General features: G+C 62.1%; 16 protein-coding genes. 11 read left to right on the forward strand and 5 right to left on the reverse strand.

Annotated features, from left to right (window positions below):
• The first annotated feature begins 7 nt into the window (after nucleotides 1–7).
• Nucleotides 8–607 (forward strand): class I SAM-dependent DNA methyltransferase, encoded by a 600-nt coding sequence (locus ACLBKR_RS02450; RefSeq protein ID WP_414900518.1) that lies wholly within the window; start codon nucleotides 8–10, stop codon nucleotides 605–607.
• A 77-nt stretch (nucleotides 608–684) separates the two neighbouring features.
• On the opposite strand, the gene ACLBKR_RS02455 is transcribed toward ACLBKR_RS02450, so the two are convergent.
• Nucleotides 685–1,128, reverse strand: a complete 444-nt coding sequence (locus ACLBKR_RS02455; RefSeq protein ID WP_112828302.1) for a DoxX family protein — start codon at nucleotides 1,126–1,128, stop codon at nucleotides 685–687.
• 168 nt (nucleotides 1,129–1,296) lie between these two features.
• On the opposite strand from ACLBKR_RS02455, the gene ACLBKR_RS02460 reads away from it, so the two are divergent.
• Entirely contained in the window at nucleotides 1,297–2,004 is a 708-nt protein-coding gene (locus ACLBKR_RS02460) for a glutathione binding-like protein (protein WP_113425924.1), read from the forward strand.
• Between the two features lie 70 nt (nucleotides 2,005–2,074).
• On the opposite strand, the gene ACLBKR_RS02465 is transcribed toward ACLBKR_RS02460, so the two are convergent.
• From ACLBKR_RS02465 to groES, 3 genes are all read right to left on the reverse strand, one after another.
• Entirely contained in the window at nucleotides 2,075–2,521 is a 447-nt protein-coding gene (locus ACLBKR_RS02465) for a hypothetical protein (RefSeq protein ID WP_112828423.1), read from the reverse strand.
• Between the two features lie 1,024 nt (nucleotides 2,522–3,545).
• Nucleotides 3,546–5,183, reverse strand: coding sequence for a chaperonin GroEL (gene groL / locus ACLBKR_RS02470; RefSeq protein WP_113425925.1), 1,638 nt, complete (start codon nucleotides 5,181–5,183; stop codon nucleotides 3,546–3,548).
• 63 nt (nucleotides 5,184–5,246) lie between these two features.
• The gene (gene groES / locus ACLBKR_RS02475) at nucleotides 5,247–5,543 is read right to left on the reverse strand and encodes a co-chaperone GroES (RefSeq protein WP_112830927.1); all 297 of its coding nucleotides are present in this window, start codon (nucleotides 5,541–5,543) and stop codon (nucleotides 5,247–5,249) included.
• 352 nt (nucleotides 5,544–5,895) lie between these two features.
• Between groES and ACLBKR_RS02480 the strand changes: the two genes are divergently transcribed.
• From ACLBKR_RS02480 to ACLBKR_RS02505, 6 genes are all read left to right on the forward strand, one after another.
• Nucleotides 5,896–6,747, forward strand: coding sequence for a TIGR01459 family HAD-type hydrolase (locus ACLBKR_RS02480; RefSeq protein WP_113339449.1), 852 nt, complete (start codon nucleotides 5,896–5,898; stop codon nucleotides 6,745–6,747).
• A 14-nt stretch (nucleotides 6,748–6,761) separates the two neighbouring features.
• On the forward strand, nucleotides 6,762–7,742 hold the full coding sequence (locus ACLBKR_RS02485; RefSeq protein ID WP_113437379.1) for a bifunctional riboflavin kinase/FAD synthetase: 981 nt from the start codon (nucleotides 6,762–6,764) through the stop codon (nucleotides 7,740–7,742).
• A 299-nt stretch (nucleotides 7,743–8,041) separates the two neighbouring features.
• Nucleotides 8,042–10,990: an isoleucine--tRNA ligase gene (gene ileS, locus ACLBKR_RS02490; RefSeq protein ID WP_414900523.1), complete on the forward strand. Its 2,949-nt coding sequence runs from the start codon at nucleotides 8,042–8,044 to the stop codon at nucleotides 10,988–10,990.
• A 134-nt stretch (nucleotides 10,991–11,124) separates the two neighbouring features.
• Nucleotides 11,125–11,751, forward strand: a complete 627-nt coding sequence (locus ACLBKR_RS02495) for a hypothetical protein (protein WP_112830931.1) — start codon at nucleotides 11,125–11,127, stop codon at nucleotides 11,749–11,751.
• 88 nt (nucleotides 11,752–11,839) lie between these two features.
• Entirely contained in the window at nucleotides 11,840–12,319 is a 480-nt protein-coding gene (locus ACLBKR_RS02500; RefSeq protein ID WP_113447943.1) for a GNAT family N-acetyltransferase, read from the forward strand.
• A gap of 113 nt (nucleotides 12,320–12,432) precedes the next feature.
• The gene (locus ACLBKR_RS02505; RefSeq protein WP_414900525.1) at nucleotides 12,433–13,278 is read left to right on the forward strand and encodes a GGDEF domain-containing protein; all 846 of its coding nucleotides are present in this window, start codon (nucleotides 12,433–12,435) and stop codon (nucleotides 13,276–13,278) included.
• A 97-nt stretch (nucleotides 13,279–13,375) separates the two neighbouring features.
• Here ACLBKR_RS02505 and ACLBKR_RS02510 read toward each other — a convergent pair whose 3' ends face one another.
• The gene (locus ACLBKR_RS02510) at nucleotides 13,376–13,834 is read right to left on the reverse strand and encodes a nucleoside deaminase (protein WP_113447941.1); all 459 of its coding nucleotides are present in this window, start codon (nucleotides 13,832–13,834) and stop codon (nucleotides 13,376–13,378) included.
• 69 nt (nucleotides 13,835–13,903) lie between these two features.
• Here ACLBKR_RS02510 and ACLBKR_RS02515 point away from each other — a divergent pair, with 69 nt between their 5' ends.
• Genes ACLBKR_RS02515 through ACLBKR_RS02525 form a run of 3 tightly spaced genes read left to right on the forward strand, consistent with a single transcriptional unit; the run spans nucleotide 13,904 to nucleotide 17,305 of the window.
• Entirely contained in the window at nucleotides 13,904–15,826 is a 1,923-nt protein-coding gene (locus ACLBKR_RS02515; RefSeq protein WP_113447940.1) for a pseudouridine synthase, read from the forward strand.
• A 6-nt stretch (nucleotides 15,827–15,832) separates the two neighbouring features.
• The gene (gene rsmD / locus ACLBKR_RS02520) at nucleotides 15,833–16,393 is read left to right on the forward strand and encodes a 16S rRNA (guanine(966)-N(2))-methyltransferase RsmD (protein WP_112830936.1); all 561 of its coding nucleotides are present in this window, start codon (nucleotides 15,833–15,835) and stop codon (nucleotides 16,391–16,393) included.
• A gap of 27 nt (nucleotides 16,394–16,420) precedes the next feature.
• Nucleotides 16,421–17,305 carry a patatin-like phospholipase family protein gene (locus tag ACLBKR_RS02525; RefSeq protein WP_113447939.1) on the forward strand — a complete coding sequence of 295 codons (885 nt, stop codon included), beginning with the start codon at nucleotides 16,421–16,423 and terminating at the stop codon, nucleotides 17,303–17,305.
• Nucleotide 17,306: the final 1 nt, after the last annotated feature.

Raw genomic sequence — 17,306 nt, forward strand, 5'->3', positions numbered from 1 at the left:
AACGCTGATGAGCGAGGCGGACCGGATCGTCGGCCTCTACGAGCGTCACGCGCATGCCTTTGACCGCCTGCGTTCGAAACATCTGTTCGAACACGCTTGGATCGACCGTTTCGCCGGGAAACTGGCGCAAGGCTCCAGCGTGCTGGACCTCGGCTGCGGTTCCGGTGATCCCATCGCAGCCGCGCTGCTGGCGCGGGGAATGAAGGTGACCGGCATCGACGCCTCGCCGACGCTGATTGATCTCTGCCGCGAGCGGCTGCCAGCGGGCGATTGGCAGGTGGCCGATATGCGTGAACTCTCGCTTGGCCGAACCTTCGACGGCATTCTGGCCTGGCACAGCTTCTTTCACCTGACGCCCGATGCACAGCGCGCCATGTTTCCGCGCTTCGCTGCCCATGCTGTTGAAGGGACCGTGCTGATGTTCACATCGGGACCGTCGGAGGGGATGGCGATGGGAGACCTGGAAGGCGAACCGCTTTATCACGCGAGCCTTTCTCCGGAGGAATACCGTTGTCTCCTTGCGGAAAACGGCTTCGAAGTGCTCGCCCATACGGTGGAAGATCCCGAATGCGGAGGCGCCACCGTCTGGCTTGCCCGCGGGATCTGATTTCATTGTTTGGTCGGAAAACAAAGGCCCGGCGGAACGGTCCGCCGGGCTCTCTGTTGCTTGGGAGCAGGGAACTGTCAGGCCGTAGCGAGAACGCCGCGGCGTGCGTCGAGCGAGTATGCGCCCGGGCCGTAGGTGGCGAGCAGGATGTAGGCGCCGGCGAGCGTGAAATTCTTCATCAGCATGATGCCGTTCAGCGCGTTGATCCAGCCGAGAGCACCTTCCGGCCAGCCTTCGATGGCGACGGTGCCGCTGTGGAAGACGAGACCGGTGAACACGCAGAAGAGGGCGAGCGCCCAGCCGACGATCCGGGTCTGGAAGCCGACGAGGACGGCGAGGCCGGTGACCAGTTCGAACAGCCCTGCGAGATAGGCAAGCGCGGTGGCGGCCGGCAGGCCGGCGCCGGTAATCATGCCGGCGGTGCCGCTCGGGTCGGTCAGCTTGCCGAAGCCGGCATAGATGAACATGAAGGAAAGAAGGATGCGGGCGATCAGGATGATCGCGTTGTTGCTATTGGACATCGGAAGCTCCTATGTATCGTGAGGCCGGGCTCCGCAGACCGGCAAGGCGTTAAAACTTTCCCGCTTTTAATGCCCTTTTTCGATTGTCCCGCATAGTTGGACGATGCTTGACTAATCGTTCGATAATTGAGAACGATGCCTCGCTCGTCGCCCCCAAAGGAGAAAACGATGGCTGATCTCTCCAGCTTTCCCATCACCAAGAAATGGCCTGCCAAGGACCCCTCCGTTATCCAGCTTTACTCTCTGCCGACACCGAATGGCGTGAAGGTTTCGATCGCGCTGGAGGAACTCGGTCTGCCCTACGAAGCGCATCTCGTTTCGTTTTCCACCAACGAGCAGAAGTCCCCGGAATTCGTTTCCCTGAACCCCAACGGACGCATTCCGGCAATCCTCGATCCGAACGGGCCGGACGGCAGGCCCATCGGCGTCTTCGAATCGGGCGCGATCCTGATCTATCTGGCGGAAAAGACCGGCAGGCTGCTGCCGAAGGAAGGCGCGGGCCGCTATGCGGCGCTGCAATGGCTGATGTTCCAGATGGGCGGCGTCGGCCCGATGTTCGGCCAGTTCGGCCATTTCTATAAATATGCCGCCGACAAGGTCGCCAACAACCCCTACCCGACCGAGCGCTACCGAGACGAGGCTCGCCGTCTGCTCGGCGTCATGGAAGGTGAGCTTGCGACCCGTCCGTGGCTGGCGGGCGACGAGTACACCATAGCCGACATCGCTACCTTCCCGTGGGTGCGCGGCCTGAAGGTCGGCTACGAGGCTGCCGATGCCATCGGGCTCGACAATTATCCCAAGGTCATGGATTGGATGACGCGGGCCGAAAGCCGCCCCGCCAGCCAGAAGGGCCTTAACATTCCGCCGCGCCCCTGAGACGCGGTCTCCGGAAAAACGGAAGCGGCCGGGTCGGCCGCTTCTTCGGCTTGGTGCCCGATAAAAACGATCAGCCGTAGCTGCGCAGATGCGCGCCCGGCGCCAGCTTGAATCGCGGAAACACGAACAGCCCGAGCATGTTGCCCGCGCTCGGTTCTTCCAACCCCGCCGACTCGCCGATGCAGAATACCGGTTGCCGATGGCCGTCCGCATGTACGATCGTCGTCGAGTAACAAAAGCGCGAGGACGAGGTAGCCGCCTGCTCGAACAGTTCGAGGATATGGGCGCGATCATGCGCCTCGTAGCAGCGCATCATGCTGAGTAAACCGCATTCGGGCCCATCGAGGCCGTGCAGCAAGGTTGCGCGCGCGCCAAGCTTGATGACGCCGTTCGACAGATCGCCTTCCCATGCTTCCGACACGGTGAACTGGGACAAGACTAGAGTGTCGTTCTCCTCGGCCTCGGCAAAGGCGTGAGAATAGGACTGGGCAGAATTGGCTCTGGCGATCTTAAACAAGGCGGTCCCCAAGTCGAAAGCCGATGGAAGCGTAAATGCTCTCGGGTTAGTCTCAATATTGTCTGTGATGCCGGAAAGCCGGCGTATTGCTCATGCTTTTCTGTATTTATCCCGCGCAGAGCCAGCCCTCAGAAGGCGGATCCCCGCTCGAGACTATATCAAGTATTATCTGTTACTTATATTTTACGGAAATACAAGTACATGCTTCGCGCATAGGTTACATCCTGCGTCCCCATACAAGGACAATGCTCAGCCGAAATTGTTACCGCTGGTAGTACGCAGTCCCGCTGAGCTCGTGGACGCACCAATTGACTCGCGAAGGGTTATTAATTTTTCGTTTTCTTCGCAATGGATTTTTTTGAACGGCGCGCGAAATCTTGTAGTTGAATAAAGACGAAAATAAACCTGCTGCATACCCCTATCGAATTAGGGAATATTGGACTCGATATCATGTTTTTTCGGGTCTGGAAACGGCCTGATGTCATACTTCGCCGTGGTTTTGGCCAGATGACCCGATTTTTTATGCATTATTGTCGCTTTTCTGTGCCGTCTTGAAACAGTCATTTTCCGCAACAGCCGGCCGAAAAAAGAAAATCTAAGATTTAATTAGAATATTCGTATAAATAAATAAACGAAGAACGGTAGGTGACGTGTGGTTGCATGAGGGGCCTGGTTGTCGCGAGGCAAACGGAAAGACGGCGGGTGTCGAGCTCCTTGCACCTGTCGTGACCGGGAGCCTGGCGCAAACGAAAAGGGCGGCCCGAAGACCGCCCTTCCGAATACTGAACCGGATGATTGAGATGCAGGACCCGGAGGTCTTACATCATGTCCATGCCGCCCGTTCAGCGCGCTTGTCGCGCTGAACCACTTCAAGTGCATGGGCGAAGCTTTATGGCCATTCCTGCGATAGGCCGACGCCTATCACATCATGTCCATGCCGCCCGTTCAGCGCGCTTGTCGCGCTGAACCACTTCAAGTGCATGGGCGAAGCTTTATGGTCATTCCTGCGATAGGCTGACGCCTATCACATCATGTCCATGCCGCCCATGCCGCCCATGCCGCCCGGCATTGCCGGAGCGTCCTTCTTCGGCAGTTCGGCAATCATGGCTTCGGTGGTAATCAGCAGGCCGGCAACCGAAGCTGCGTCCTGGAGAGCGGTGCGGACGACCTTGACCGGGTCGACGATACCCATGGCGATCATGTCGCCATATTCGCCGGTCTGGGCGTTGTAACCGAAGTTGTCGGCATCCTTTTCGAGGATCTTGCCGACCACGATGGAGGCTTCGTCACCGGCGTTCTCGGCGATCTGGCGGCACGGTGCCTGGAGCGCGCGACGAACGATGTTGATGCCGGCTTCCTGGTCGTCATTGACGCCCTTAACCGTGATCTTGACCGACGAGCGCAGCAGAGCCACGCCGCCGCCCGGGACGATACCTTCCTGAACGGCTGCGCGGGTTGCGTTCAGCGCGTCGTCGATACGGTCCTTCTTTTCCTTCACTTCGATTTCAGTCGCACCGCCGACGCGGATGACGGCAACGCCGCCAGCGAGCTTGGCAAGACGTTCCTGCAGCTTTTCGCGGTCGTAGTCGGAAGTGGTTTCCTCGATCTGGGCCTTGATCTGGGCAACGCGGCCTTCGATGTCGGACTTCTGGCCGGCGCCGTCGACGATCGTGGTGTTTTCCTTCGAGATCGAAACCTTCTTGGCGCGGCCAAGCATGTCGAGGGTGACGGTTTCGAGCTTGATGCCGAGGTCTTCGGAGATGACGGTGCCGCCGGTCAGGATGGCGATGTCTTCCAGCATGGCCTTGCGGCGGTCGCCGAAGCCCGGAGCCTTGACGGCAGCGATCTTGAGGCCGCCACGCAGCTTGTTGACGACGAGCGTTGCAAGGGCTTCGCCTTCGACGTCTTCAGCGATGATGAGGAGCGGCTTGCCGGTCTGAACGACGGCTTCGAGAACCGGCAGCATGGCCTGGAGGTTCGAAAGCTTCTTCTCGTGCAGGAGGATGAAGGCGTCTTCGAGGTCAGCCACCATCTTTTCCGGGTTGGTCACGAAGTAGGGCGAGAGATAGCCGCGGTCGAACTGCATGCCTTCGACGACTTCGAGTTCGGTTTCGGCGGTCTTGGCTTCTTCAACGGTGATGACGCCTTCGTTGCCGACCTTCTGCATGGCTTCGGCAATATCGAGACCGATCTGCTTTTCGCCGTTTGCCGAGATCGTGCCGACCTGTGCGACTTCTTCCGAGGTGTTGATCTTCTTGGCCTTGGCGAGCAGGTCCTTGACGACTTCCGTAACGGCGAGGTCGATACCGCGCTTCAGGTCCATCGGGTTCATGCCGGCGGCAACGGCCTTGGCGCCTTCGCGAACGATGGACTGGGCAAGAACGGTTGCAGTGGTGGTGCCGTCACCGGCGATGTCGTTGGTCTTCGAAGCGACTTCGCGGACCATCTGCGCGCCCATGTTCTCGAACTTGTCTTCCAGTTCGATTTCCTTGGCGACGGAAACACCGTCCTTGGTGATGCGCGGAGCGCCGAACGACTTGTCGATCACAACGTTGCGGCCCTTCGGGCCGAGGGTGACCTTCACTGCGTCAGCGAGGATGTCGACGCCGCGCAGCATCTTTTCGCGCGCGGTACGGCCGAATTTTACTTCTTTAGCTGCCATTTTTCAAACTCCCGGGTTTGAACCCATTGGTGAATTGCGGATTAGGAATGAGCAATCGGCCGATCAGCCGATGATGCCCATGATGTCGGCTTCCTTCATGATGAGGAGGTCGACGCCGTCGAGCTTGACTTCGGTGCCGGACCACTTGCCGAACAGGACGCGGTCGCCGACCTTGACGTCGAGAGCGACAACCTTGCCGTGGTCGTCACGGGCGCCCGGGCCCACAGCGACAACTTCGCCTTCAGCCGGCTTTTCCTTGGCTGTGTCGGGAATGATGATGCCGCCCTTGGTCTTTTCTTCAGATTCGACGCGCTTGACGACAACGCGATCGTGCAGGGGGCGGAAAGATGTGCTTGCCATTGTCTAATCCCTCGATCAAATGACATTGACGGATCGCGGTGGATCCGTACGGAAACTGTTAGCACTCCCGATTGGAGAGTGCTAGCGGCGATGAGATAAGGGCGGCCTCGAGATGAGTCAAGCGCGGCCTGCCGAAAATATTCCACCCCTCAACGTTAACAGCGCTCCGTGACAGAATGTGTGACAGGCGCCCCGCCACGGTTTCGGGCCCCGCGGCGAGGATGGTGCAAGGCGTGGCCGGCCCCGGATAACTTGCCGTCGGCTATTTCATCGCCAAACCGCAAAGCCCCTTGCCTTGCTCGCGATCCTTTGCAATGTCACCGCTGACATGATTTGAAACCGGGAATTCACGATGGCCGAGCGCATCTCCACCTTGAGCGACGTCAGCGAGCGTTATGACGTCATCCTCTGCGATGTCTGGGGCGTGCTGCATAACGGCGTCGATGCCTTTCCGTCCGCCTCCGAAGCGCTGACTGCGGCGCGGAAGGCCGGAACAACCGTGGTGCTGATTACCAATTCGCCGCGCCCGTCTCCTGATGTCATCAGCCAGTTGAGGATGATCGGTGTCGCCGATACCGCCTATGACGGTATCGTCAGCTCGGGCGATGTGACCCGCACGCTGATCGCAGCCGGCCCGAAGAAGATTTTCTTCCTCGGACCCGATCGCGACCTTCCGCTGCTGGATGGCCTCGGTGTCGAGGTCGTTTCCGCAGATGAGGCGGGTGCGATCGTCTGCACCGGTTTTTTCGATGACGAGAGCGAAACGCCGGAGGACTACCACGACACGCTGGTGGCCTTTCAGAAGCGCGGCGTGCCGCTGATCTGCGCCAATCCCGACCTGATCGTCGAGCGCGGTTCGCGCATGATCCCCTGCGCTGGTGCGGTTGCTGCCTATTACGAGCAGCTGGGCGGCGAAACCCGTGTTGCCGGAAAGCCGTATCGCCCGATCTACGATGCCGCGATGGCCGCTGCCGGAAAGAAGAGGGGGAGCGAGACCGTGAAGGACCGCGTGCTGGCCATCGGCGACGGTATGCCGACCGATGTTCGCGGCGCTCTCGATGCCGGTCTCGACCTTCTTTATATCTCGGGCGGCATCCACGCCGCCGAATATACGGTCAACGGCAAGCCCGATGAGGCGATCCTGAATGCCTATCTGAAGCGCGAGAACGCCGATCCGAAATACTGGATGCAGAGGCTCGACTGAGCCGGGACGCCGTCATGACCGTCTTTCATCGCAACGAAAAGAAGAATCCGCTCCCCGAAAGCCTGAAGGGCGGCGTCATCGCCATCGGCAATTTCGACGGCGTTCATCGCGGCCATCAGACGGTGCTCAACCGGGCGCTGGAACTGTCGAGGGATCGTGGCGTTCCGGCGCTGGTTCTGACCTTCGAACCCCATCCTCGCTCGGTCTTCCGGCCGGACCAGCCGGTCTTCCGCCTGACGCCGGCCCCGCTCAGGGCAAGCCTGCTGGAAGCGATGGGCTTTCATTCGGTCATCGAATATCCCTTCGACCGCGCGTTCTCCAACCGCTCGGCGGAGGAATTCGTCCGCTCCATCCTGGTCGAATGGCTCGGCGCAACGGAGGTTGTGACGGGTTTCGATTTTCATTTCGGCAAGGGCAGGGAAGGCGGTCCGGCCTTCATGATGGAAGCCGGCAAGCGCCACGGTTTCGGCGTGACGCTGGTCGATGCCTTCCGCGACGAAGGCGCGGAGGTCGTATCCTCAAGCCGCATCCGCAGCCTGCTGCGGGAGGGAAATGTCGCCGAGGCGGCCGGATTGCTGGGATACCGCTTCACGGTCGAGGCGGAGGTCATCAAGGGCCAGCAGCTCGGCCGCACGCTCGGCTTCCCGACCGCCAACATGGCGCTGGCGCCTGAGGCCGGCCTGAAGCCCGGTATCTACGCGGTGCGGCTGCGCCGTCCGGACGGTTCCCTGCATGACGGCGTCGCGAGCTTCGGCTATCGGCCTACCGTAACGGACAACGGCGCGGCCCTGCTCGAAACCTTCGTGTTCGACTTCTCCGGCAGCCTCTACGGCGAGCACTGTCGCGTCTCCTTCTTCGGCCATCTGCGCGACGAGTTGAAGTTTTCCGGTCTGGAGCCCCTGGTCGAGCAGATCCGCAAGGACGAGGAGGAGGCGAGGGCGCTTCTCGCCGGCGTGGCGCCAATCAGCCCGCTGGATGCAAAGATCGCGTTTTGAACCGGCGTTGCCGGCCTGCATGGGTACGAGCTTTGCCGGCCACGGCGCAGAGCACGGCTTTCCTCAGTCACAAACTTACAGCGCGCCTCTTCCTTTTCACGGCAAAACCGCTTAAAGAACCGCCACCATGACCAGGGTTCGGCTGACCAAGTCCCTTCGAATTATTGGCCCGGCCTTTCGCGCTCTTTGAGGGAGCCGAAGGGTCCGGGTTTTTGGCGCTTCCCTCGCGAGCGCTTCCGCCACCTTGAATTCCAAGAGATTATTCGCGACCCGTTCCGGGCGCCTTCGATGGCAAGATCATGACCGATACCGCTGAAAAAGTTGACTATTCCTCCACCCTCTATCTGCCCCAGACCGATTTCCCGATGCGCGCCGGCTTGCCGCAGAAGGAGCCGGAAATGGTCAAGCGCTGGCAGGAGATGGGTCTCTACAAGAAGCTTCGCGCCTCCGCCGCCGGCCGCGAAAAATTCGTACTGCATGACGGCCCGCCCTATGCCAACGGCAACATCCACATCGGCCACGCGCTGAACAAGATCCTGAAGGACGTCATCACCCGCTCCTTCCAGATGCGCGGCTTCGACGCCAACTACGTTCCGGGCTGGGACTGCCACGGCCTTCCGATCGAATGGAAGATCGAGGAAAAGTATCGCGAGAAGGGCAAGAACAAGGACGAGGTTCCGGTCAATGAGTTCCGCAAGGAATGCCGCGACTTCGCCAGCCAGTGGATCAAGGTGCAGGCGGACGAGTTCAAGCGCCTCGGCATCGAGGGCGACTTCGATAACCCCTACACCACCATGAATTTCCATGCCGAAGCCCGCATCGCCGGCGAACTCCTGAAGATCGCCAAGAGCGGCCAGCTCTACCGCGGCTCCAAGCCGGTCATGTGGTCTGTAGTCGAGCGCACGGCGTTGGCGGAAGCCGAAGTCGAATATGCCGACGTCGAAAGCGACACGATCTGGGTGAAGTTCCCGGTGAAGAGCCATACCTTCCATAGAGACGCGAGCGGCAATGATGATGGTGTCATTGCGCTAAATGCGGTCGAAGGTGATATTCCTTCCGAGCATCAGATCTATGTGGTCATCTGGACGACGACTCCGTGGACCATTCCCGGTAATCGCGCCATTTCATTCTCGTCGCGCTTCCCTTATGGTCTTTATGAGGTAGAGAGCGCTGTAAACGACTTTGGTCCGCAGCCGGGTGAGAAGCTCATTTTTGCTACCCGCCTTGCTGATGAAGCTGCTGCAAAAGCCAAGGTAACACTGAAGTTCCTCACCGGCGTGGAACCGTCGCAGCTTGAGGGAATTGAGTGCGCCCACCCGCTCGCTTCCCTCGGTTACGATTTCCCGGTTCCGCTCCTCGATGGCGATCACGTCACCGACGACGCGGGCACCGGTTTCGTGCACACCGCGCCGAGCCATGGCCGCGAGGACTTTGACGCCTGGATGCATCACGCCCGCGATCTCGAAGCGCGCGGTATCTCGTCAAAAATCCCGTTCCCGGTCGACGATGCCGGCTTCTACACCGCCGATGCCCCCGGCTTCGAGGGCGCCCGCGTCATGGATGACAACGGCAAGAAGGGCGATGCCAATGAGCGCGTCATCAAGGCGCTGATCGCCGCCGACAAGCTCTTTGCTCGTGGCCGCCTGAAGCACTCCTATCCGCATTCCTGGCGTTCCAAGAAGCCGGTCATCTTCCGCAACACGCCGCAGTGGTTCGTCTACATGGACAAGGACCTCGGCGATGCGACGACGCTGCGCACCCGCGCGCTGAAAGCGATCGACGAGACCCGCTTCGTGCCGGCTGCCGGTCAGAACCGCCTGCGCGCCATGATCGAGACGCGCCCGGACTGGGTTCTGTCCCGTCAGCGCGCCTGGGGCGTGCCGATTGCCGTTTTCGTCGATGAAAACGGCGAGGTGCTGCAGGACGATGCCGTCAACGCCCGCATTCTCGAAGCCTTCGAGGCCGAAGGCGCCGATGCGTGGTTCGCCGAAGGCGCCCGCGAGCGCTTCCTCGGCACCCGTGCCAACGAAGGCTGGACGCAGGTCCGCGACATTCTCGACGTGTGGTTCGACTCGGGTTCCACCCATTCCTTCGTGCTAGAAGACCGCCCCGACCTGAAATGGCCGGCCGATGTCTATCTCGAAGGCTCCGACCAGCATCGCGGCTGGTTCCATTCGTCGCTGCTCGAAAGCTGCGCCACCCGTGGCCGCGCGCCCTATAACGCCGTCGTCACCCATGGCTTCACCATGGACGAGCAGGGCCGCAAGATGTCGAAGTCTCTCGGCAACACCGTGGTCCCGCAGGATGTCATGAAGGAATCCGGCGCGGATATCCTGCGCCTCTGGGTCATGACCACCGACTACTGGGAAGACCAGCGCCTCGGCAAGACCATCATCCAGACCAATATCGACGCTTACCGCAAGCTGCGCAACACGGTCCGCTGGATGCTCGGCACGCTGGCCCACGACACCGGCGAGGAAATCGCCCTTGCCGACATGCCGGAACTGGAGCGGTTGATGCTGCACCGTCTGGCGGAACTCGACAAGGTCGTGCGCGAAGGCTACGACGCCTTCGATTTCAAGAGGATCACCCGCGCGCTGATCGACTTCTCCAACGTCGAGCTTTCGGCCTTCTATTTCGATGTCCGCAAGGATGCGCTCTACTGCGATGCGCCGTCGAGCCTGAAGCGCCGCTCGGCGCTCGCCGTGATCCGCAAGCTGTTCGATTGCCTTGTCACCTGGCTCGCGCCCATGCTGCCCTTCACCATGGAAGAGGCATGGCTGTCGCGTAATCCGGCGGCCGTCTCGGTGCATCTGGAACAGTTCCCGGCCGTTCCGGCCGAATGGCTGAACCCGGCTCTCGATGAAAAGTGGGAAAAGATCCGCAAGGTCCGCACGGTCGTCACCGGCGCTCTCGAAATCGAGCGTCGCGAAAAGCGCATCGGCTCCTCGCTGGAAGCAACCCCCGTCGTCCATGTCGGCGATGCCGACCTGTTCAAGGCGCTGGAAGGCCAGGATTTCGCTGAAATCTGCATCACCTCGGCGATCTCCGTTGTGGCCGACGAGGGTCCGGCGGATGCCTTCCGTCTGGGCGACGTCGCCAGGGTTTCGGTTGAGCCGAAGCTTGCCGAGGGACGTAAATGCGCCCGCTCGTGGAAGATCACGCCCGATGTCGGTTCCGATCCGGACTATCCGGATGTTTCCGCCCGCGACGCGGCCGCGCTGCGCGAACTGGCTGCGCGCCATTAACGAAATGTTACCGGATGATTTGCGCTTTCGCCCGTCATCCGGTAAATGTGCCTGAAAATGGCCGAAATTTTCCATCACGCGGGGTGATAGGATATCGGCACAAGCATCATCAGCGGCGAGGCTCGAAGGCATTCATGAAATCGGCAGATCTGTTCAGAGTTGGTGTCGGAATGGCCGGCCTCCTGCTCGCATGTTCCGCATTGACCGGTTGCGTCGGCAGCCCGACCTACGGCACCGACAAGACGGCGATGGAACAGCTTGTCGATGACGTCGGTTCGGCGGTTTCGATCGGTTCCAACCCCACCAAGAATGCGGGCACGAAGTACAATCCCCGTCCGGCGCTGGTGATGCCGCCGCAGAGCGCCAAGAACACGCTGGTCGCTCCGCAGCAGTCGCTCGCCAGCAAGGCGAACCCGGAATGGCTGGAAACGCCGGAAGAGGCGCGCGCCCGTCTGGTCGCCGAAGCCGACGCCAACGCCAACAATCCGCGCTATCGTTCGCCGCTGCTCGCCGGCTATGGCACCGCCGGCACGATGACCGAAACCCAGAAGTGGGAAGCGTTCCGCGAAGCCCGCAAGCAGCAGAAGGGCGCCTATCTCGATCAGCGCCGCTACCTGTCCGATCCGCCGACGGAATACCGCCAGGCCGACGAGGCTGCGCTGAACGATCTCGGCGAACCGGAATCCAAGAAGGAAAAGCGCCGCAAGAAGGAAGCGAAGGCCGCGAGCCAGAGCTCGTCCTGGTGGATGCCGTTCCAATAATCCTGGGTCAGGATAGACAGTTTCATTCCTTGGGGCAGGCCGGAAACGACCTGCCCTTTCCACGTCTTGCCGTTGAGGGATTTGCCCGATGAACTTCACCATTCGCGATGCCGGTCCCGATGACGCGGGCGTCATCCTGCGTTTCATCACCGAGCTTGCCGTCTATGAAAACGCCGGCCATGAGGTGGAGGCGACCGAGGAAAGTCTGAGGGAATCGCTGTTCGGGCCGGATTCGGTCACGGGGGCGGCGATCATCGAGGCGGACGGCCAGCCGATCGGTTCTGCCATCTGGTTCTTCAATTATTCCACCTGGCAGGCCAGGAATGGCCTCTATCTCGAAGACCTCTACATCACGCCGGACTATCGCCGTTTCGGTGCCGGCAGGATGCTGCTGCGTCATCTGGCGAGGATCGCCGTCGAAAAGGGATGCGGCCGTTTTGAATGGAGCGTTCTCGACTGGAACGAGCCGGCGATCCGCGCCTATGACGCGATCGGCGCGGAGCCCCAGACGGAATGGATCCGCTACCGCCTCGCCGGCGACAAGCTCAAGGAGTTCGCGGCCGGCTGATCCTGCCGCTGCAGCATGCTTCCCGTGCGCCAGTCGTGGCGTGTGGTGTTTTTTGCGATAACAGCATCACGTAACGTTAACCTGCGCCTCGCATAAGGTGAGGCATGTTTCGGGTGAGCAGGAAAACGACGATCAAGGCGGCAATTGCGACCGGTGCCTCCGTTGTGGTCTCGGTCTCCATCTGCCTTCTGCTCGTGCCCCTTCTGGGTGGCCAGCCCGATGGCCCGGGTTTCTGGATGAGCGTTTTCTGCCCTCTGGTGATTGCCGGGCCGGCAAGCGCCTGGCAATTTCATCAGAGCGAGGTCATCGGCAATCAGCGGGACGAGATCGCCCGCATGCATGTCGAACTGGAAGACATGCATGCCGAACTCAGGCATATCCACGAGGACCTTCGTGCGAGAGCCCGTCGCGACCCCCTGACCGGTGGCCTCAACCGGGGTGCCCTTTTCGCCGAGCTTGCCGAAATCGCGCCGTCCCATGAGGGCCCGGCGGCCCTTTTGGTCGCGGACGCGGATCACTTCAAGCGGATCAACGATAGCTTCGGCCATCTCGTGGGCGACGAGGCCTTGCGCCGCATTGCGGATGCGATTGCCGCAAGCCTCGATGAAAAGGACATGTGGGGGCGGATCGGCGGCGAGGAATTTCTGATGTTTCTGCCGGCCACGACGCGCACACGGGCAGTCGCCATCGCCGACGGTATCCGCCACGCGGTGGTGACCGCCGATTTTCTGGCCGGTGGTGAGCCGGTTCCCCTCAGCGTCAGCATCGGCGTTGCAAGCCTGCGCGACCGTTTCGAGCCCGCCGATATTTTCAGGCAGGCCGACGAGCATCTTTATCGCGCCAAGTCCGGCTGGCGGAACCGCGTAGTCTTCGATGGTCAGGAACTGGAGCGTTTCCAGCAGGAGTGGGAACCGGTTCTACGTCCACAATTGCATGAAAACAAAGGGATAGAGCACTGAAAGCGACCGGGTTTTTCGCCGGAAACGCCTGAGATCGGCTGTCGGCGCGAAGTCTCTCGACCCGGCGGAGTCGCAGCTGTGAACCGAAGGCGCGGTGTCAATCGCACTCTCGCCTTTCCCGGAAGAACTCGCGCAGGATCTCCGCCGATTCCGCCTCCCCGATGCCGGAATAGACTTCTGGAACATGATGGCAGGTCGGTTGCCGGTAAAACCGCACGCCGTTGTCGACGCCGCCCCCTTTCGGGTCCTCGGCGCCGTAATAGAGACGGCGGATGCGCGCAAAGGAGATCGCCGCGGCGCACATCGTACAGGGTTCCAGCGTGACATAGAGATCGGCGCCGGACAGCCGCTCGTCGCCGATTGCTTCCGCCGCGCGCCGGATGGCGAGGATTTCGGCATGGGCCGTGACATCGCGAAGGCCGCGCGTCTCGTTGCCCGCGCGCGCGACGATCACGCCGTCATGAACGAGGACGGCGCCGATCGGCACCTCGCCGCGGCCTGCGGCGGCCCGTGCTTCCAGAAGGGCTGCCTCCATGAAGCCGTTTGTCTTCGTCATCGCGCAACTTTCCTCTTAACCAAGACCGCGTGACCTGATACGACAGCCCAAACGACAGGCAAACAGCAAATGACAATCAAAGACAAGTCCAAGCGACCGGCGGGCAAGCCCTCCGATCGCAGCGGTAAACCGCTCACTCGCAAATCGGCAGGTGCCGACAGGAAGCCGGAACCGAAGGCAGCAAAGGGCGCGGCCCAGCCTTCCGCCGACGAGGCGATGAAGCCGGAACGCATCTCCAAACTGCTCGCCCGCGCCGGCGTGGCCTCGCGCCGCGATGTCGAGCGCATGATTATGGAAGGCCGCGTGAGCCTGAACGGCAAGGTGCTCGACACCCCGGTCGTCAACGCCACGCTTTCCGACAGGATCGAGGTCGATGGCGAGGCAATCCGCGGCATCGAACGCACGCGGCTCTGGCTCTATCACAAGCCGGCCGGACTGGTGACCACCAATTCCGACCCCGAAGGGCGTCCGACGGTGTTCGACAACCTGCCGGAAGACCTGCCGCGCGTGATGTCCATCGGTCGTCTCGACATCAATACCGAGGGCCTGCTGCTTCTGACCAATGATGGCGGCCTGGCGCGGGTGCTCGAACTGCCGACCACCGGCTGGCTGCGCCGCTACCGCGTACGTGCCCATGGCGAGATCGATCAGGCGGCGCTCGACAAGCTCAAGGAAGGCATCGCCGTCGACGGCGTGCTCTATGGTTCGATCGACGCGACGCTCGACCGCACCCAGGGCCACAATCAGTGGATCACCATGGGCCTGCGCGAAGGCAAGAACCGCGAGATCAAGAACGTGCTCGGCGCGCTCGGTCTCGACGTGAACCGCCTGATCCGCATCTCCTACGGTCCCTTCCAGCTTGGTGACCTGCCGGAAGGCAAGGTCGTCGAGGTTCGCGGCCGCATGCTGCGCGATCAGCTCGGGCCGCGACTGATCGAGGACGCCAAGGCGAATTTCGACGCGCCGGTCTATGAACACGGTTCTTCGGAAGAAGACGAGGCGCCCGCCCGGCAGAAGGCGCAGAAGTCCGATTGGGCCCGCGAGGAAAGCCCGCGCGGTGAGGGACGTCGTGAGGACCGTCGCGAGCGGGCGCTCGATCGCCTGGATACCCGCCGCGACGAAGCGCGCGGCAAGCCCCAGGGCAGGCGCGATGGCGGCAAGCGCGGTTTCGGCGACCGCCCGGAACGTGACGAGGGCCGTGGAGCCGAACGGCCCAAGCGGCCTCCGGCGGCCAAGTCGCGCACGACCAATGTCTGGATGGCGCCCGGTGCCCGTCCGGTTGCCGAGAAGAAGGCCGTGGAAGGCGCAGGCGCCGAAAGGCAGCCGCATACCCGCCGCGAAGGCGCGCCCGCCAGCAAGCGCTACGGACGCGACAAGGACGGCAAGCCGACCAAGGCGCTGACCCGTTTCGACCCGGACCGGAAGGGCAGTTCGGATTTCGCCCGCCGCGAGGCCGGCCCGCGTGTGCAGATCAGCCGCGCCCGTGATGAAGAGGGCGAATGGATTCGCGCCGAGGGGCCGGATCGTTCGTCGAAGGACCGTGGCGAGGGCTTTGGAGCCAAGCGCGGCGGAGACCGTCCGGCGAGAGGTGAACGTTCCGAGCGTCCGGCCCGTGCCGACGCCCGTGCCTATGGCGACCGTCCCCGTTTTGACAGGCCGCGCGAAGATCGCCCCCGTGACGATCGGCCCCGTGACGATCGCCCGAGAGGCGAAAGGCCTTTCGGCGACAAGCCGCGCAGCGCCGACAGCCGACCCGCCGGCGACCGCCCGTTCGGCGGCAAGCCGAAGGGCGCAAAGCCCTTTGGCGCCAAGGCAGGAGCGAGAAGCGCCGACAGGGCTGCTGGCCCCGGAGGCTTCTCAGGCAAGCCGCGCGGCGATCGCCCTGGCGGCAAGGGACCCGGCGGGAAAAGTCCCGGCGGCAAGAGTTTTGGCGGCAGACCCTCCGGGGGCAAGCCTTCCGGCGGGCGCGGTCCCGCCAGGGGCAAGAGGTAACGGGCGGTGCGGGTCGTCGGCGGTGAGTTCCGCGGCCGTTCCCTGGCCGCTCCGAAGACCAATGCCATCCGGCCGACCATCGACCGGACGCGCGAGAGCCTGTTCAACATTCTCTCCCATGCCCATCCGGGTTCCCTTGACGGCACCCGCGTGCTCGACCTTTTCGCCGGCACCGGTGCGGTCGGCATTGAGGCGCTGTCGCGCGGCTGTCGCGCGGCGCTCTTTGTCGAAAACAGCGTCGAGGGCCGCAGCCTGCTGTGGGAGAATATCGATGCGCTCGGTCTGCATGGCCGCGCCAAGATCCTCCGCCGGGATGCCACGCAGCTCGGTCCGGCGTCGAACATCGAGCCGTTCGATCTTCTCTTTGCCGACCCGCCCTATGGCCAGGGGCTTGGCGAAAAGGCCTTCGAGGCGGCCCACAGGGGCGGCTGGCTGGCGCCGGATGCTTTGGCCATTCTGGAAGAGCGTGCCGACGTTACTGTTTCTGTCGGTCCGGCGTTCGTCTTTCTGGAGGAACGCACCTTCGGCGACACGAAAATGTACTTCTTCTCGTATAGGCCGTCCTGATCTTCGGTTCGACGAAAGCTGCTCCCCATGAACGACACAGGCGCCCTGACCATCTCCACGATTGACGGGAGGTCCGGCGCAATGCCGACGGTCGGGCTGGCGCTCGGGGCGGGCGGAGCGCGAGGTTTCGCCCATATTCCAGTGATCGAGGCGCTGGATGAACTCGGTGTGAGGCCTGCCGCCATCGCCGGTTCCTCCATGGGCGCCATCATCGGGGCGGGCATGGCTTCCGGCATGACGGGGGCGGAGATCCGCGAATACGTGCTGGAAACCATCGGCAAGCGCTCGATCGTCGCCAACCGTCTGTGGAGCCTCGGCCCGGCGACCATGCGCGATGCGCTCGGCGGTTTCCGGCTCGGCCAGTTCAACTTGCACCGCATTCTGGAAGCTTTTCTGCCGGATGCCATTCCCGCTGATTTTGCCGATCTCGGCATTCCCCTGAAGATCGTCGCGACCGATTATTACGGCCAGCATGAGGTCGTCTGCGAAGAGGGAAGCCTCTTCGATGCGATCGCAGCGTCTTCTGCCCTTCCGGCCCTCTTCATGCCGGTTCACCTTGGCGGTCGGGTGATGATCGACGGAGGCATCTTCAATCCCGTGCCCTATGACCATCTGAACGGGGTGGCCGACATCGTCATCGGGGTCGATGTGGTCGGCGGACCGGAGGGCGAGGCGAGCCAGTCGCCGAACCGGATCGACAGCCTGTTCGGCGCCTCGCAACTGATGATGCAGTCCAACATCGCCCTCAAGCTGAAGCTCGGTTCGCCGGATATCTTCCTGCGCCCCAACGTCAATGCCTTCCGGGTTCTCGATTTCCTCAAGGCCCGCCAGGTTATCGAGTCGACGGAAGGCGTGAAGGACGTGCTGAAGCGCGAGTTGAACGCGCGGATCGAGGATTTCTTGCGCCGCTGAT

Source organism: Paenirhizobium cremeum (assembly GCF_047553425.1).
In the GTDB taxonomy this organism is placed as follows: Bacteria; Pseudomonadota; Alphaproteobacteria; order Rhizobiales; family Rhizobiaceae; genus Allorhizobium; species Allorhizobium cremeum.

Excerpts from the sequence above, each read along its gene's own strand:
- ACLBKR_RS02450 (WP_414900518.1), top strand. The coding sequence starts at position 8 with ATGAGCGAGGCGGACCGGATCGTCGGCCTCTACGAGCGTCACGCGCAT.
- ACLBKR_RS02455 (WP_112828302.1), bottom strand. The coding sequence starts at position 1,128 with ATGTCCAATAGCAACAACGCGATCATCCTGATCGCCCGCATCCTTCTT.
- ACLBKR_RS02460 (WP_113425924.1), top strand. The coding sequence starts at position 1,297 with ATGGCTGATCTCTCCAGCTTTCCCATCACCAAGAAATGGCCTGCCAAG.
- groL (WP_113425925.1), bottom strand. The coding sequence starts at position 5,183 with ATGGCAGCTAAAGAAGTAAAATTCGGCCGTACCGCGCGCGAAAAGATG.
- groES (WP_112830927.1), bottom strand. The coding sequence starts at position 5,543 with ATGGCAAGCACATCTTTCCGCCCCCTGCACGATCGCGTTGTCGTCAAG.
- ACLBKR_RS02480 (WP_113339449.1), top strand. The coding sequence starts at position 5,896 with ATGGCCGAGCGCATCTCCACCTTGAGCGACGTCAGCGAGCGTTATGAC.
- ACLBKR_RS02485 (WP_113437379.1), top strand. The coding sequence starts at position 6,762 with ATGACCGTCTTTCATCGCAACGAAAAGAAGAATCCGCTCCCCGAAAGC.
- ileS (WP_414900523.1), top strand. The coding sequence starts at position 8,042 with ATGACCGATACCGCTGAAAAAGTTGACTATTCCTCCACCCTCTATCTG.
- ACLBKR_RS02495 (WP_112830931.1), top strand. The coding sequence starts at position 11,125 with ATGAAATCGGCAGATCTGTTCAGAGTTGGTGTCGGAATGGCCGGCCTC.
- ACLBKR_RS02500 (WP_113447943.1), top strand. The coding sequence starts at position 11,840 with ATGAACTTCACCATTCGCGATGCCGGTCCCGATGACGCGGGCGTCATC.
- ACLBKR_RS02510 (WP_113447941.1), bottom strand. The coding sequence starts at position 13,834 with ATGACGAAGACAAACGGCTTCATGGAGGCAGCCCTTCTGGAAGCACGG.
- ACLBKR_RS02515 (WP_113447940.1), top strand. The coding sequence starts at position 13,904 with ATGACAATCAAAGACAAGTCCAAGCGACCGGCGGGCAAGCCCTCCGAT.
- ACLBKR_RS02525 (WP_113447939.1), top strand. The coding sequence starts at position 16,421 with ATGAACGACACAGGCGCCCTGACCATCTCCACGATTGACGGGAGGTCC.